General features: G+C 51.6%; 13 protein-coding genes. 4 read left to right on the top strand and 9 right to left on the bottom strand.

Translation table 11 applies throughout. The features are described 5' to 3' along the window. Positions 1 to 6: 6 nt before the first annotated feature. The 3 genes from SYK_RS13045 to SYK_RS13035 all read right to left on the bottom strand — a co-directional run bounded on the left by SYK_RS13045 (position 7) and on the right by SYK_RS13035 (position 2,102). Positions 7 to 396, bottom strand: a complete 390-nt coding sequence (locus tag SYK_RS13045; RefSeq protein WP_281760711.1) for a cupin domain-containing protein — start codon at positions 394 to 396, stop codon at positions 7 to 9. 66 nt (positions 397 to 462) lie between these two features. Continuing rightward, on the bottom strand, positions 463 to 1,236 hold the full coding sequence (locus SYK_RS13040) for an HD-GYP domain-containing protein (protein WP_281760710.1): 774 nt from the start codon (positions 1,234 to 1,236) through the stop codon (positions 463 to 465). A 5-nt stretch (positions 1,237 to 1,241) separates the two neighbouring features. Continuing rightward, a complete protein-coding gene (locus tag SYK_RS13035) occupies positions 1,242 to 2,102 on the bottom strand; it encodes an NmrA family NAD(P)-binding protein (protein WP_281760709.1) in 861 nt (286 codons plus the stop codon). Positions 2,103 to 2,297: 195 nt separating this feature from the next. On the opposite strand from SYK_RS13035, the gene SYK_RS13030 reads away from it, so the two are divergent. Next, positions 2,298 to 4,001, top strand: a complete 1,704-nt coding sequence (locus SYK_RS13030) for a hydantoinase/oxoprolinase family protein (RefSeq protein ID WP_281760708.1) — start codon at positions 2,298 to 2,300, stop codon at positions 3,999 to 4,001. A gap of 2 nt (positions 4,002 to 4,003) precedes the next feature. Then, positions 4,004 to 5,338: a histone deacetylase family protein gene (locus SYK_RS13025; protein ID WP_281760707.1), complete on the top strand. Its 1,335-nt coding sequence runs from the start codon at positions 4,004 to 4,006 to the stop codon at positions 5,336 to 5,338. 971 nt (positions 5,339 to 6,309) lie between these two features. On the opposite strand, the gene sppA is transcribed toward SYK_RS13025, so the two are convergent. From sppA to SYK_RS13010, 3 genes are all read right to left on the bottom strand, one after another. Beyond that, positions 6,310 to 7,206, bottom strand: a complete 897-nt coding sequence (gene sppA / locus SYK_RS13020; protein ID WP_353618233.1) for a signal peptide peptidase SppA — start codon at positions 7,204 to 7,206, stop codon at positions 6,310 to 6,312. An 18-nt stretch (positions 7,207 to 7,224) separates the two neighbouring features. After that, on the bottom strand, positions 7,225 to 9,132 hold the full coding sequence (locus SYK_RS13015; RefSeq protein WP_281760705.1) for a 30S ribosomal protein S1: 1,908 nt from the start codon (positions 9,130 to 9,132) through the stop codon (positions 7,225 to 7,227). Between the two features lie 385 nt (positions 9,133 to 9,517). After that, a complete protein-coding gene (locus SYK_RS13010; RefSeq protein WP_281760704.1) occupies positions 9,518 to 11,128 on the bottom strand; it encodes a lytic transglycosylase domain-containing protein in 1,611 nt (536 codons plus the stop codon). A 204-nt stretch (positions 11,129 to 11,332) separates the two neighbouring features. On the opposite strand from SYK_RS13010, the gene SYK_RS13005 reads away from it, so the two are divergent. Next, complete coding sequence (locus SYK_RS13005) at positions 11,333 to 12,094, top strand: TrmH family RNA methyltransferase (protein WP_281760703.1); 762 nt, start codon at positions 11,333 to 11,335, stop codon at positions 12,092 to 12,094. A gap of 376 nt (positions 12,095 to 12,470) precedes the next feature. Here the strand turns inward: SYK_RS13005 and SYK_RS13000 are convergent, their stop codons facing one another. Beyond that, positions 12,471 to 12,962: a thermonuclease family protein gene (locus SYK_RS13000; RefSeq protein WP_281760702.1), complete on the bottom strand. Its 492-nt coding sequence runs from the start codon at positions 12,960 to 12,962 to the stop codon at positions 12,471 to 12,473. Between the two features lie 58 nt (positions 12,963 to 13,020). Between SYK_RS13000 and SYK_RS12995 the strand changes: the two genes are divergently transcribed. Further along, entirely contained in the window at positions 13,021 to 13,857 is an 837-nt protein-coding gene (locus SYK_RS12995) for an MBL fold metallo-hydrolase (protein WP_281760701.1), read from the top strand. Positions 13,858 to 13,910: 53 nt separating this feature from the next. Here the strand turns inward: SYK_RS12995 and SYK_RS12990 are convergent, their stop codons facing one another. Then, entirely contained in the window at positions 13,911 to 14,105 is a 195-nt protein-coding gene (locus tag SYK_RS12990; protein WP_281760700.1) for a hypothetical protein, read from the bottom strand. Then, positions 14,105 to 14,860 carry a hypothetical protein gene (locus tag SYK_RS12985; protein WP_281760699.1) on the bottom strand — a complete coding sequence of 252 codons (756 nt, stop codon included), beginning with the start codon at positions 14,858 to 14,860 and terminating at the stop codon, positions 14,105 to 14,107. Before SYK_RS12985 ends, SYK_RS12990 begins: the two co-directional genes overlap by 1 nt. Between the last annotated feature and the right edge of the window lie 4 nt (positions 14,861 to 14,864).

Below are 14,864 nucleotides of genomic sequence, written 5' to 3'. Positions count from 1 at the left end.
AATTCATTATTCCATCAAAGCTGGTATAAACTTGGCCAAAAGACACAGCCCCGCTTCACCGGCCTGTACACTGTGGGATACGTTTTCCGGCATAACCGCAGCCACACCTGGCTCATATTTCACACGCTGACCATCAAGCAGGCACACCCCGCTCCCATCAGCGACTTCGTGCAGTTCCCAGTTCTTTTCGTGAACATGATCGCCTATTTCGGCACAAGGCTCAAGGCGCACCAAATGCATACTGAACTTCCCACCCGTCTCTTTGCCAGTCATCAAGTGCTTCATTGCCACCCCGGCAAAAGTCGGATGTGGATTCCACTTGAGTGAGCCGGCATCAACCTCGGTGTTAAGACAGATCATTCGGCCAGAATCCAATGCTGTGAAAATATTATTCATGATTTCTCCTTCGATTTCGAAAGAGAATATAGAATGAAAATCTGTTGATCTTGTACGATCTTGCCGCTAACCGGCCAGCCCATTGGCTTCGATTTCAATAATGAACGCTTCCACTAGGTCAGCATCAAGTGTTGAACCGGCCAGACTGCGTAAGATTTCAACAGCTTCTTTCGTGGGTTTGCCCTTTTGATAGGATCGGTCCGTGGTCATGGCATCAAAATAATCCACGACACTGATAATACGTGCCCCAAACGGGATAGCTTCACCCTTGAGTCCTCGCGGGTATCCCTTGCCGTCCATATGTTCATGGTGAGCATAGATGTACTCCAGCGCAGGACCGAGAAAATCGAGATTTTTGAGGATATCCCGTCCCCACTCCGGGTGCTTGTGAATCTCCTCAATCATATCTTGAGACAAAGGAGTATCACCGCTCGCAAAAATTTGATCGCTGAAACCAATTTTGCCGATATCATGAAGAGTTCCGGCAATACGAATACGTTCCACTTCGCCATTGGACAAACCGACTCGTTGAGCAAGGCGTCTGGCATAAACGCCCACCCGTTCACCGTGTCCTTCGGAATAGGAATCCCGCGCACCAAGGGCATGAACAACCGCAGTCACAGTGTTCACCATATCGCGTCGAATCTTGGCGAGAAGCTGCTCCAACCGGTCTTCCCTGGCCTCAATCTTGACCATCATCAGCCCCACGGCCTCGGCCAATTCCTGAATTTCCGGCGCACACTCAGGGCCGGTCAAATTCAGTATCTCGTCACTGTAGTTTCCGGCGGATATTTTGCGGATAATCCGCAACAGTTCTTCCTGCCCCTTGAGCGACGCCATAAATATTACTTCCAGGCTGAAGCGTTCTCTACGACGAAATCATCAAAAGTCCGTGCAGGTGTCCCGGTCAGGTACTCCACAGCCTTGGTCACATTGCCAGCCATACCAAGTTTAATCACACGGGTCAGGCTGACAAGCATATCGATATTCCACTGAGGCACGCCTTTACCTTGCAGGGCGGCAATAAAGGCCTCTTCGGCTGCCGGAGTATAGGTCACCTCGCGTCCGCTGGCTGCTGCAATCTTCTCGGCCACCTGAGACAACGTCAGCCCCTCAGGGCCGGTCAGCGCATAAAAACTATTCTCAAAACCAGCGTTGTCCAGCAACAGTCGGGCAGCACAGTCCGCAATGTCTTTCACATCGATATAACTGACGGCTGCATCTTCTTCTGGCAGAGCAATAACACCTGCCTTAATCATCTCGGCGTAGGGACCAACGAAACACTGCATAAAGGAGTTGGGACGAAGCACGGTGTAGGTAATTTTTGAATCTTCAACAAACTGGTCGACCATGCCATGCTCACGGCCAAGTCGCCAGTGAGCATCAGAAGAAGCGGCATACCCGGACGAACGGACAATATATTCAATCCCCGCTTTCTTGGCTGCTTCTACAGACAGATGACCATAACGAGTCAGTTTTTCCTGCAAGGGAATTGACAAGAACATGCGGTCACAACCGGCCATGGCCTGAATGATGGAATCGACATCCTTAAAGTCAAAAACACGGGCTTCGACACCCTCTTTTGTCACGGCCTCACCCTTTTCCACGGAATGCACGCCTGCGACCACTTCGGCCTTCCCATTAAGGGATTCAATCAAAGCTGTTCCAAGGAGTCCGGCGCCACCTGCTATGAAAATCTTGCTCATGTATAGTCTCCTCCCCTCGCTTCTGGCGGGGGTCTCGTTGTTGTGAACTTCCGCACGCTACACGAACATGACGGCATAAGGCAAACATGAAGACCACTCCTCTGCCGATTTCGACCACTGACCGATTCCACGGTTGCGCCTTTGGCGCATGGAGTGCTAAATCCAGCCCATGCTTGAAAAATTTCAGGAGACAAGATGCTGTTAGGAATCGACGTCGGCGGTACCCATACCGATGCAGTGGCCATGGACCTGAGTCAGGGAATGCAGGTCGTTGCATCCTGCAAGGTTCCCACCCGTCACGAGGACCTACTGTCCTCGGTTACAGAGGCTTTGGAAACAATACTCGCGAGTATCGGCAAGGCATCGGTATCGCAACTCAACCTGTCCACCACCCTGTCCACCAATGCCATAGTTCAAGGCAAGACAGAAGACGTTGGCGTTATTGTCACGTCCGGACCAGGCATCGACCCGCACAATTTCATGCCGTGCAAAGATTTCCATGTCATTGACGGCTCCATTGATCATCGCGGCAACGAAGTTCGAGCCCTGTCCAACCGTCAGTTGTCAAAGGCCATTGATTCATGCCGTGACAACGGAGTTAGGGTCTTTGCATCAGTGGGGAAATTTTCCACCCGCAACCCGCGTCATGAAAATTTCATCCGCCGCATGGTCTGCAATTGCAAAGATATAGATGTGTGCGACCATGCCGACTTTGTCACCCTCGGACACCAGCTCGGCGGCGCACTCAACTTCCCGCGCCGGGTTGCCACGGCCTATTTCAACTGTGCGGTCTGGCGTCTGTACAACGATTTCGCCACCGCCGTGGAAAAAGCGCTGGCCGACATGGGGCTAAGTCACGTCAAGGTCAACATCCTCAAAGCGGATGGCGGCACCATGCCGTTGAGCCAGTCACGCACCATGCCTGTACAGTCTATTTTTTCCGGGCCTGCGGCTTCAGTTATGGGCATCATTGCTCTCACAGACATCTTCCATGATTCAGTAATTCTCGATATCGGTGGGACCACTACGGACATCGCGGTCTTTGCCGACGGAGCACCTCTCATCGAGCGCGAAGGCATTTCCATCGGCTCTCACCCCACCCTTGTCACCGCCCTCAAGGTCCACTCCATCGGTATCGGTGGAGACTCAGCCATCTCCATCGTCGGGGACAATGTCCGTGTTGGACCGACCAGACTCGGCCCGTCCGTCTGCATGGGAGGTGAACAGGTCACGTTGACCGACGCCCTCAACTGCACGGGTATTGCCGAAGTCGGTGATGTTGCAGCTTCAAAAAAGGCCATGGCAACATACGCAGATCGTCATTCCATCCCAGCTGACACTCTGGCTAAAAAAGCCGTGGCGTATGCAGCAGATGCTATTCACTCGGCCACACGCGGACTGATCGACGAAATCAACTCCAAACCGGTCTACACCATTCACGAACTGCTCGACGCCAAGAAAGTCGTGCCAAAAAAAATCTATCTCATGGGTGGCCCGGCAAAAGCCATGAAAATGGAAATGTTTCAACGGTTCCAGCTTTCCACTGAAGTGCCGGAAAATTATGATGTCGCCAATGCCATCGGCGCAGCTCTCACCCGTACGACATGGGAATTAGAGCTTTTCGCCGACACCCAACGGCATGTGATGTTCATACCGACTCTGTCATACCGCGAGAACGTCCCCACCAGTTACGACCAGTCGGATGCAGAAAAAGACGCGGTCAATCAACTAAGTATGCAACTCGATTCCATGGGCGTTTTTCTCCAGCCGGAAGATGCACAGATCACCCACACCTCCAGCTTCAACATGGTTGAAGGCTACGAGCAGGTTGGCAAAAATATACGCGTGAAGTGTCAAGTCAGACCCGGCGTGGTCAAAACCTTCGCGGGGAGGAAATAATCATGCTCAAATCAAATAACCGCCTCGGCATCATCTTTTTCCCGGCATTTGACTGGGCAATTTCTCCGACCCACCCTGAACGACAGGAACGGTTGCTCTACACACAAGATCAACTGCGTGAAGAAGGCATCTTCGACATCGAAGGTGTGCGTGAATATAAACCCGATGTGGCGGCCATTGAGGACGTTGAACGCGTCCATTTCTGCTTCCCAGAAGTCTCAAGCGTGGCAACCCGGTCGCACCTTATTTCGGCAGGTGGAGCCATGAAAGCCGCTGATTTGGTCATGGAAGGCGAGCGAGACTGCGCATTCGCCATGGTCCGACCTCCGGGGCACCACGCCATGAAAGTCGTGCATGGTTCTCGCGGGTTCTGCACCATCAACATCGAAGCGGTGATGATCGAGCACATCCGCGAAAAATATGGCCGGAAAAAAGTCGCTATTATCGACACGGACTGCCATCATGGTGACGGCACACAGGACGTCTACTGGCACGACCCGGATACGTTATTCATATCCATTCATCAGGACGGCCGAACCCTGTACCCCGGTTCCGGCTTTCCGCAGGAGCTTGGCGGCCCCAACGCCATGGGCAAAACGCTCAACATTCCACTGCCGCCCAATACTTCGGATGAGGGATTCCTTATGGCAATGGAACGGATCGTCATGCCCATTCTCGACGATTTTAAGCCGGACCTGATCATCAATTCCGCTGGACAGGACAACCATTTTTCGGACCCGATCACCAACATGAACTTCTCAGCCAAAGGGTATGCGACCCTCAACGAGATGCTCAAACCGGATATTGCAGTGCTGGAAGGCGGCTATTCCATCCAAGGCGCATTGCCCTATATCAACCTCGGTATCTGTCTGGCCATGGCGGGAGTTGATTATTCCCACGTCAAGGAACCGAATTATAATGCCGAAATGATCGCACAGGACGCACAAACCACGGCCTACATTGAAGAGCTGTGTAAACAGTTGCCCAAGCTATATTTCAATCCCCCGCCATTTGATGCCAAAGGGGATGGCAAACAGGGAGTTGTTTCAGGTGACACCTTTATCCGGCCCAAACAAATTTATTACGATACCGATGGCATCAATGAGGTGCAGCAGGAGACAGTCTCTGTTTGCGACTCATGTCGTGGGCTGTTCAAGGTCGAAACACGAGCCGATTCAGGGCCACTCTGTCTTGGCGTAGAGATACCTATCGATGCCTGTCCGACCTGTCGGAGTAAGGGGTATCAAATTGTCGAGGAAGCACAGTTGAAGGGAACATACCGGTATATTCAGATGATTAACCGGTTGGACAAAGAGTATTTGAGGTACGGTTTCTGAAAAAAGAAGTCGCGTTTGCTCAAAAGATATTCTTCGTTTTAATTGTATGGAAGACGAATCCGCCTATTGGCTGATTCGTCTTTTTTTATATGTATAACCGCCGTGATGAGGGAAGAAGAAAGGACTACTTTTTTTGGTGGGCGTTGCGTGCATCCGCAGTGAAAATGCAAACGGTATTTTTTACAAAGGTTTCGCCTTTAAGGCGACCTGCTTTTTTTGAGGCGAAAAAAAGGAGGCAAAAAACGCCTTTTCGTTGTGAGCCTGATAGCGGACCCAAGAGCCTGTACGCGGCTTCACTGCCCGACAGGATTGTCTGTGATACAGACTCGGTCGGGCTACGCTTCGCCGCGCGGGACAGGCTCTAAGGTTCGCTATCAATTGTTCGTCGTTGTAAGAAGGTTCTCATTGTTGGTGCTCATTTTTGATTCTAGGTGCTTCGATAACAATACATAACTTAAAATTTTGCATTTCCATCACTGTAACTTCGTTTTCAATAAAATGCCCATTTTGACTTCAAGCTCTTCGTTATCCATAAAAGGCCTTGGGGTGCTCCAGCACCCCAACACCGCTCTCCCTCCGAAGACGATTTATTCTTTCTTCCACCCAATCAGACAAAGACGGAACCCAGCCCTTGATTGGAGGCCTAGAAGCTGACCAATCGAAGGAGGCGGCTCTTATTAAGGGATCAAATAATTTGTCTTAAACTAATAAATGAGGTGAGAGGCTGAACTTATGCTTTTGATAGGGTGGAGCCGACTCGATTGGATCAGATTCTTGCCGCCAATCATGGGGGCGGCTCAGCCAAAAAGATCCGCCGCCCGCGCAGGGCATGAAGAGCTTTGGGTGCTTCAGCACCCAACAATGGCTCTCGCCGAAGGCGCATCCCACAAAAAAAGTCGCCCAAAAGCGACCATCATTACTTCTTATTTCCCGTCGGGGCTTAAACCCCGACTGCTTCAATTCAAGCCGATCTATTTATAAGAAAAGGTCCATCCCTGCGGCAAACTGGAAGAAATATCAAAATGAATAGCTCCAAGAATTTCCTGAATCAACGGAACATCCTCAATCGGCCCTTCAACAACAACAGCCTCACCGTCAATCTCGCATAACTCTTTAAGCCGATCCACTGCCTGCGACATGCTACCAAGCTGGTCAATAAGCCCAAGCGCAAGCGCCTGCCGACCTGACACAGCGCGTCCATCAGCAACAGCCGCAACCCGCGCACGGTCCATGGTACGGGCTGCGGCCACGTCATCCACAAACTGCTCATGCAGATCCATCATGAGTCCCTGCATCTGCTCGCGCTGCTCATACGACAGCTCTCGCATAGGAGTACCGGCAGCCTTGTACTTACCAGTGGTCAACACTTCAGGCTTGATACCAAGCTTCTCCATAGCTTCGGTAACAGTCACGAATTCGGCCATGACGCCAATGGAAGCGGTAATGGAACCTGGATTGGCAAAAATAAGTCGTGACGGCACCGAGGCGTAATACCCACCAGAAGCAGCCACCGAACCATACGATGCAACCACAGGCTTAGCCGCGTTCAACTCGGTCACGGCCTGATATATCTCCTGAGATGGAGCAATCGCACCACCGGGCGAATTCACGCGCAGAAGCACACCCTTGATAGAATCATCTTTCTCAAGAGAATGAATCCAAGACACTACATCCGTGGAATCAAGAATCATCCCCTCCACATGCACAACGCCAATCTTGTCGCCGGACATGGAGAATGAACCGGGAGTCCACCCCATTGAACGGAAAAAGGCCATGACCCCCGAGATGAGGGCCACGGCCAATATGATCATCATCACCCCAAAAAGAAGGGGGTGGCGCTGGGAGAAACGAGTTTTGGTCTCTTCCATACGCATGATGGGCTCGCTTTACTTGCTTTCTTCTTCAGCAGCGGCTTCTTCAACCGGAGCTTCTTCAGGAGCAGCTTCCTCAGCAACGGCTTCTTCGACCGGAGCTTCGGCTTCAACAACTTCTTCAACCGGAGCTTCAGGAGCGGCTTCTACCACTTCCTCAACAACGGCTTCGGGCTCATCCATGGGGATTTCGCCAGCTGCTTCTTCCAGCTTCTCGCGGAGCAGGTCGCCCAAGGTGGAACCGGCATCGATGCCGCCGCCGCCAAAGGATTTGGACTTGCCGCCGCCGGAGCGTGCAGGCTCTTCCTTGGTCTGCTTGATGGACAGGCCGAGACGGCGCTCATCAGCGGACACATGGATAACCTTGGCTTCGATGACGTCGCCTTCCTTGAACATCTCGGAGGGAGACTTGATCTTTTTACGGCTGATCTCGGAAACGTGAACCAGACCTTCAATACCTTCCTCGACCTCAACAAACAGACCGAAGTCAGTGATGTTGGTGACGGTGCCGTTGACCTTCTGGCCCACGGGGTACTTGGCAGGAACATGAGACCAGGGATCTTCGGTCAGCTGCTTCACGCCCAAGGTGAACTTCTCGTTCTCCTTGTCCACGGTGAGGACCTTCGCCTGGACGGAATCGCCGGACTTGTAGACTTCCGAAGGGTGACGGATTTTCTTGGTCCAGGAGATATCGGAAACGTGGATCAGGCCATCAATGCCTTCCTCGATGCCGATGAACACGCCGAATTCGGTGATGTTCTTGATTGCGCCCTCAAGGACGGTGCCCTCGGGGTACTTCTCAGCCACGACATCCCACGGGTTCGGGGAGATCTGCTTCATGCCGAGAGAGATACGCTTCTTCTCCGGGTCCACGCCGAGTACGATGACTTCCACTTCGTCGCCGACCTTGACCATCTGGGAGGGGTGACGAAGCTTGCGGGTCCAGGACATCTCGGAGATGTGAACCAGACCTTCAACGCCGTTCTCCAACTCAACAAATGCGCCGTAGTCAGCGAGGTTGGTGATGGTACCGTTGAAACGGGAATCCTCGGGGTACTTTTCAGCAATATTTTCCCACGGATCAGGCACGAGCTGCTTGAGTCCGAGAGAGACCTTCTGACCTTCACGGTCGAAGTTGAGAATCTTCAGTTCGAGATCGTCGCCCAGATTGACCATTTCCTTAGGATGCTTGATGCGCTTCCAGGACATGTCAGTGATGTGGAGCAGACCGTCGAGGCCGCCGAGGTCGATGAACACGCCGTATTCGGTGATGTTCTTGACCTTACCTTCCACAACCTGGCCCTCTTCGAGGGTGCCGAGCAACTTGTCACGCTGTTCACTGCGCAGCTCTTCGAGCAGTACGCGGCGGGAAACGATGACGTTGGAACGGCGACGGTTGATCTTGAGGATCTTGAAATCAAATTCCTGGTTGACCAGAGCGTCCATGTCGGGGACCGGACGGAGATCAACATGGGAACCAGGCAGGAATGCTTCAACGCCACCCAAGTCGACGGTGTAACCGCCCTTGATGCGACGGATGATGCGGCCGACGACTTCGCCGTCCTTCTCCTGAAGCTCTTCCAGTTTATCAAAAAGCTGCATCCGCTTGGCCTTGTCACGGGACAAGTAGATGGTGCCTTCGGCTTCGTTTTTGCGGGCGACGAAAACGTCGACCTTTTCACCGACTTCGATGGTCACAGTGCCATCGGCTTCGGTGAACTCGGAAACGGGAATTTGTCCTTCGGACTTGAAATTCACGTCAACGAGCACGTAATCCTTGTCGACTTTGACGACTTCACCAGAAACGATGGTGCCTTCGTCCAGATCTCCGAAATCGGAATTCAGATACTCATCAAGAGCATCAGCGAAATTCATTTCCATGTCCATTTCGGGGACTTCAACAGATTCAGTAGTTTTTTCCATGGGTTACCTCCACAACGGACCTCGGTCAAAGTAGTATTAACGTATATTTTACGAGATGTGGGACCAGCAACATTTGGGTCATCGGTTCCGAGGCAGTCGAGCCCCAAATGCACGGTCAGTTCATACGAACCGCTTCCCACATCTTTACGCTCCTTGGAAGAAAGACCTGTAATTAAACAGCGTTAGGGGCTAAAAACCCCACCTCTCATATTAAGAAGAGTACTGTACGTATCGGAATTCCATGAGACTGTAAACTCTTTTCTAACAAGGATTACCAAAGGAAAGTCTCTGTCCAGAGACCGCTTCACACGCCCCTCAATCTTCCACAAAAAAGCCCGGTTCGATAGAACGAACCGGGCTTTATCATTACATCTGAATCTCAAAACTACTGGACGTACACCTTGAGGCGTTGGCCCGCATAGATGGTCCCGCGCGAGTTGAGGGAATTCCAGCGGCGCAAATCTGTAACTTTAACGCCAAACTTGCGGGAGATGGTGGTCAGGTTGTCACCACGACGCACCTTATAATTCACCATCTGAGTCTTAACCTTGCCCGCTTCCTTGACGGCCTGCTTGGTGGCTGCGTTGGAACTGTTGGGGATATAAAGCTTCTGGCCAACCTTGAGACGGCTGGACCGCAAACCGTTGGAACGCTTGAGCGTGTTCACGGTCGTACCGAACGACTGTGAAAGGGACCAAAGAGTATCACCAGAACGGACGACATAATTGCCACGCTTGGATGCGATTGCCCTGGTCTTGGAAGAAGACGACGCAGACGCGGTCACAGTCTTATTGGAACCGTGCGCCGGAACCATAACGTACCGACCGGGGCGTAATGTATTAGAACGGGTATTATTGACGCTTTTCAGTACATTAATGGGGACGCCAAATCTTCTGGAAATACGCCACCAGGAATCGCCGGAACGAATACGATAACGGCTATAGCCCGCAAATGGCCTAGAACCGGGATTGGACAAATACGCCATCATCTTGTCGGCCTTGGCCACAGGCAAATAGGCGGTAGCCTGCATGTGCGGCGGGCTGACCTGACGACGAAACGCCGGGTTGTACTTATGAAATTCATTCCATGTCATGCCACCCTCACGAGCAAGGGCAAGCAAATCAGTACCACCCGGCACTTTAACCGGCACGACTTCTACTTCCATTTCCCAAGACACTGGCTCAAAGCCCAATGTGTCGAGGTTCTGGAAAACTTTGGAAATAGCGATAAATTTTGGAACGTATTGTTTGGTTTCTTTTTTCAGACGGATTCGGCGAGACAATTTACGATTCTTTTCCGTCAGTTCGAAAAAGGTATCACATTTCGCCTGTTTTAAAGCGCGTGAAATTTTGCCTTCACCGGCATTATAAGCTGCCAACGCGAGATACCAATCGCCAAATCGATCATAGAGATCCCGCAGATGGCGGGCGGCTGCATCAGTGGCCTTGTAGGGATCCCGACGTTCGTCAATCCACCAGTCGGCCTTGAGGTCATAGAGTCGACCTGTTCCGCGCATAAACTGCCACATGCCACCGGCACCGGCCCAAGAATAAGCGCGAACATTGTACCCGGACTCCACGAATGGAAGCAATACAAGATCCTGCGGCAATCCATACTGCGTAAAGACGCGACGCACGTAAGGCAGATATGGCTGAGAGCGTTCCAGCCAACGAACCATGGTTTTACGTGCCTTATGCGTATAGAATGTAAAGAACAGCTCCACATCCTTGGAATCGTGCTGCTCAAGATCAAACAACAACCCGAAGCGTTGATTAAGCACAGCCTGTTCGGTCTGACTCAGGTGGTCTTCAGCCTCGTTAGGCGTGGCGATAATCTCCGGTTCAAGAGCATCGGCATCTTCCGGGACCTGACTTTCAGAAACCACTTCCTCCACAGGCAAAGTGGCCTGAGGAGATTTATTGGCTGTACAGCCAGCCGCAAAGCCCGCAACAAGCACCGTCATCGCAAGCAAATATCCATATTTGAAAACTTTCAAATTATCCTCCAACTTCCGCACTCCATTATCAGATAAGCCCGACATATGAAAGTCTAGAAAAAATCTCGACCTCAAGAAGTCCGTGATTATCCTGCTATCGCACCTTGCACAGGATTGCAATAGAGGCGTAAAATGCCTACACGGTGCCCGTGGCACGCGCAACCATGTGCAACTTTTTGTCACACAACTTAGAGGGACAGACAAATGCAAAATAATGACCGGGACAAAAAAGACGGGAAAATCTATGTGGTTGGCAACAAGCCGGTCAAAGAACTCCTCATGGACAACCCACGCAAAGTGGACTTCGTCGCCTTTCGAAAAGGACGACGTGATCAGGCCGTGGAAGAAATAATTGAGCTGTGTCGGACACAAAAAGTTCCGCACAAGTCAGTTTCCGCTCAGGACCTCGATTACATGTATCGGGGTAATCATCAGGGAATCGCGGCCCGATGTGCCACCCTCGACTACACTCCGCTTGAACAACTTCTCGAAGATGCTGTGGACGCTCCGCTGCCGCTCATCGTAGCCTTGGATCAGGTACAGGATACCGGCAATGTCGGCGTTCTTGCCCGGACCATCCACGCGCTCGGTGGAGCCGGACTCATCGTCTGCCAGCATCACGGAGCCTATCTCGGTGCCGGAGCTCTCCGATCCTCTGCTGGTGCGCTCAACAAGCTGCCAGTCGCTAAGGTCGGCAATCTCGCCAACGCCATGAAAGATTGCGTCAACTACGACTACACACTCTATGCTGCCCGCATGACATCTGATTCGGCCAACGTCTATACCGCCGAACTCGAAACGCCCGCTGTACTCGTGCTTGGCAACGAAGAAAAAGGCATCCGACCCGGCGTCTCCAAATTCTGTCACCACAGTGTGCACGTGCCTTTCCAGAGGGAATTTGATTCGCTCAACGTAGCACAGGCCGGAGCCATCATCGTCTCCGAGTTCGCCCGTCGGTTGGGATAAAAAAGGCCTCCGGCGGCTGGGGGAAGGGGAGGAAAAACCCTTTAAAAAGGGTTCTTTCCTCCCCTTCCCCCAGACCCCCATCCCTACCTTTTCCTAAACTTTTTGTGTCGCCTTTGGCGAAAGTATTCTTAAACCGTTCGCACCATAAGATTAACCTCACATCTATTAAAAACCACACACTCTTTACTCTTAATAATGGAGTGCTTTGAAGTGCGAACGCACTCAACAACGGCTCTCCATCCCCGACGCATCGAGGCTTGGGAGAGTGGTGCAGATGTGCATTTTCTCGGACGCAGCCGACCCGCAGCCGTATCTTAATACGGTGAGGACTCGGCAAGGCCGAAAAATGTGCAGATGTGCCGCTATCGCAAGCCGACTAATGAGCCCTACGCCATTGAGCAGGAGTTTGTTTCAAACCACCGAATCGCCAAAAGCCTCGCTTCGCTTTCTTGGCTTCTTTCTCAACAGCCTTAAAATGAGAAGAATATCTGGTGTTGGGCTTAATCTTAAAGGCAAGGGCCAAACCAGCTTGAATTATGGCTTTGTTAAGCATTTCGCCGTCGGCGTAAACATAGGCGAGCGTTCTGCCGTAACGGTCCTTTTTCTCTCGATCAAAGACCAATTTCAGACGTTTGCCATGGCAGAATTTCAGGGAAAAGACTTTGGCCTTGTTACTGTATTCCTGTCGATATTCCGGGGCATCCACACCGATAAGCCGGACTTCGACGGAATCGCCACCAGACACGACCACCAAAGAGTCCCCATCTATTATATGAAGGAATTGGACATCAAGGGCCGAAGCGTGACCCGGGAAAAAAGTCAACAGAGACAACAGGAAAAGTGATAAAACAAGGTTGCGGGAATTCATGGGAAGAGCATAGACTGTTTCCGCAATTGATTCCAGTGACAATAACCCGGAGCCCCCCATGGAACTAACTTTTCTCGTTGATAACAATTCACTCATCGGCACCCAATTCCTGGCCGAACCCGCACTGTCCATGTTCATTCAGGATGGCGACAAAAACATACTTTTCGACGCTGGATATTCCGACGCCTTCATGATCAACGCCCAGCGCAAAGGGATCGACCTGCTCAATCTGGACTGGGTTGCCCTGTCCCACGGGCATTTCGATCACACATGGGGGTTGGATTATCTGATTCGCCATCATTTCGAGGCCGCTATTCACAAACAGCCGCACACACGCCCTCGGCTTGTGGCCCATCCGCAGGCCTTCACCTCCAAACGCAAAAGCGCAGTGCCCGAACTCGGCATGTTGCTGGCAGAGGAAAAATTGTCGCGTCAATTTGAATTAACCCTGACCGACAAGCCGGTTTGGCTCACGGACACACTAGTTGCACTCGGCGAAATCGAACGAGTTATGGATTTCGAGCCACCCGCCCCACTGGGCGAACGCATTGAAGAGAATGGTCCAGTACCTGACGAGATGCCTGACGACACCGCTCTGGCTTACGTCTCGGATTCTGGACTGGTGGTCATATCCGGCTGTGCTCACGCCGGCATTTGCAACACCGTGGAACAAGCAAAACGCGTCACAGGTGTGGACAAAGTCCACACGGTCCTTGGTGGCTTTCACCTGCAACAGGCCAAACCGGAACGGCTTGATCCGACGACGGACTATCTGGCCGCGTTGAACCTGGAAAACCTCTACGCCTGTCATTGTACCGACCTCTACGCCAAAATCGCCATGGCAAAAAAATGTCCGCTCAAGGAAGTCGGATCTGGATTGACGCTCAAATTCTAAAGCTTACGGTTATTCAAAATAGACGGGGATGTCCGAATGGGCATCCCCATTTTTTACTTCACACGATGTCGCTTTTCATAATTGTACGTCATAATGGAATTTTTGATACCACCGGCGATGATAATCGAACTGCAAATAAATGAAAAATCAATTCGCTCAGACCACCAATAGCACAAGCCAAAGACGATTGCTGCAACAGCCACATGGCCAGCCATATCAATAAGAGCTTTTCGAATATGTCGAGTCATCACCACACCTCTGAACCATCCAATACATCCAACGCAATTCCAACCGGACCAAGACCTTTACCCAAGGCCCTGCCAGCAGGCCCTGAGTTTCTCAACAGCTCTTGTAATATAGTCACTCCGACCTCTTCTCCCAACGGATGCGTCACACTTTGCACCTTTTCCGTTGGCGTCTTTTCTTTGCTTTTCCACGGCGGATTTTTCTTTATCTCCAAAAGCCAACGAGTATACTCAGAATCCCCTTTATCCATATTGGCCTTTTCCATGCATGCCGCATCTCTGGAAGAAGACGGAGGTCTCCTTTCATGCCCGGAACCCTGATTCGGATTAATGCCGTGCTCCTGCAATGCGGCAGACCCCTGACCCAGAGTTGTCTTGGAAGCGAACAGTTGGGGTTTGTGCTTCCCCATGTCTTCATATCGCAATTCCATGGTCTGTCGATTCCGTTCGTTATCACCCGGCCTGGCCGTTCCAAGGGGTTTCAGCCTCACTTTTGCGCCCGGCTTTCCCTCCTGACCATAATCATGATTCAAAGAAACCTTTTTCCCTTCGGTCAATGGATTCCAATCCGTCGGTTTGTCCACCACCCACCAGTCAAGAGAACATTTGTTGTCATGATACTTTTTGTTCAGGTTCCCGTCCTTACGAACCGGTTCAAATATGCCGTCTGCATATTCAAGCCACTGGCGGCCAACTGCGCCGGTCATATTACTGGTTTTTATACTCGTATATTTATCGCTGTTCAATAGATCTTTCATATAG

Origin of the sequence: Pseudodesulfovibrio nedwellii (assembly GCF_027923765.1) — a bacterium.
In the GTDB taxonomy this organism is placed as follows: Bacteria; Desulfobacterota; Desulfovibrionia; order Desulfovibrionales; family Desulfovibrionaceae; genus Pseudodesulfovibrio; species Pseudodesulfovibrio nedwellii.
Note: the sequence above shows the minus strand (reverse complement) of the source record. Positions and strands in the feature narration are given on the sequence as shown.

Coding starts and splice junctions, on each gene's coding strand:
- SYK_RS12990 (WP_281760700.1), bottom strand. CDS start 14,105: ATGACTCGACATATTCGAAAAGCTCTTATTGATATGGCTGGCCATGTG.
- SYK_RS13025 (WP_281760707.1), top strand. CDS start 4,004: ATGCTCAAATCAAATAACCGCCTCGGCATCATCTTTTTCCCGGCATTT.
- SYK_RS13035 (WP_281760709.1), bottom strand. CDS start 2,102: ATGAGCAAGATTTTCATAGCAGGTGGCGCCGGACTCCTTGGAACAGCT.
- SYK_RS13000 (WP_281760702.1), bottom strand. CDS start 12,962: ATGAATTCCCGCAACCTTGTTTTATCACTTTTCCTGTTGTCTCTGTTG.
- SYK_RS13015 (WP_281760705.1), bottom strand. CDS start 9,132: ATGGAAAAAACTACTGAATCTGTTGAAGTCCCCGAAATGGACATGGAA.
- SYK_RS13005 (WP_281760703.1), top strand. CDS start 11,333: ATGCAAAATAATGACCGGGACAAAAAAGACGGGAAAATCTATGTGGTT.
- SYK_RS13030 (WP_281760708.1), top strand. CDS start 2,298: ATGCTGTTAGGAATCGACGTCGGCGGTACCCATACCGATGCAGTGGCC.
- SYK_RS13040 (WP_281760710.1), bottom strand. CDS start 1,236: ATGGCGTCGCTCAAGGGGCAGGAAGAACTGTTGCGGATTATCCGCAAA.
- SYK_RS13045 (WP_281760711.1), bottom strand. CDS start 396: ATGAATAATATTTTCACAGCATTGGATTCTGGCCGAATGATCTGTCTT.
- SYK_RS12995 (WP_281760701.1), top strand. CDS start 13,021: ATGGAACTAACTTTTCTCGTTGATAACAATTCACTCATCGGCACCCAA.
- SYK_RS12985 (WP_281760699.1), bottom strand. CDS start 14,860: ATGAAAGATCTATTGAACAGCGATAAATATACGAGTATAAAAACCAGT.
- sppA (WP_353618233.1), bottom strand. CDS start 7,206: ATGGAAGAGACCAAAACTCGTTTCTCCCAGCGCCACCCCCTTCTTTTT.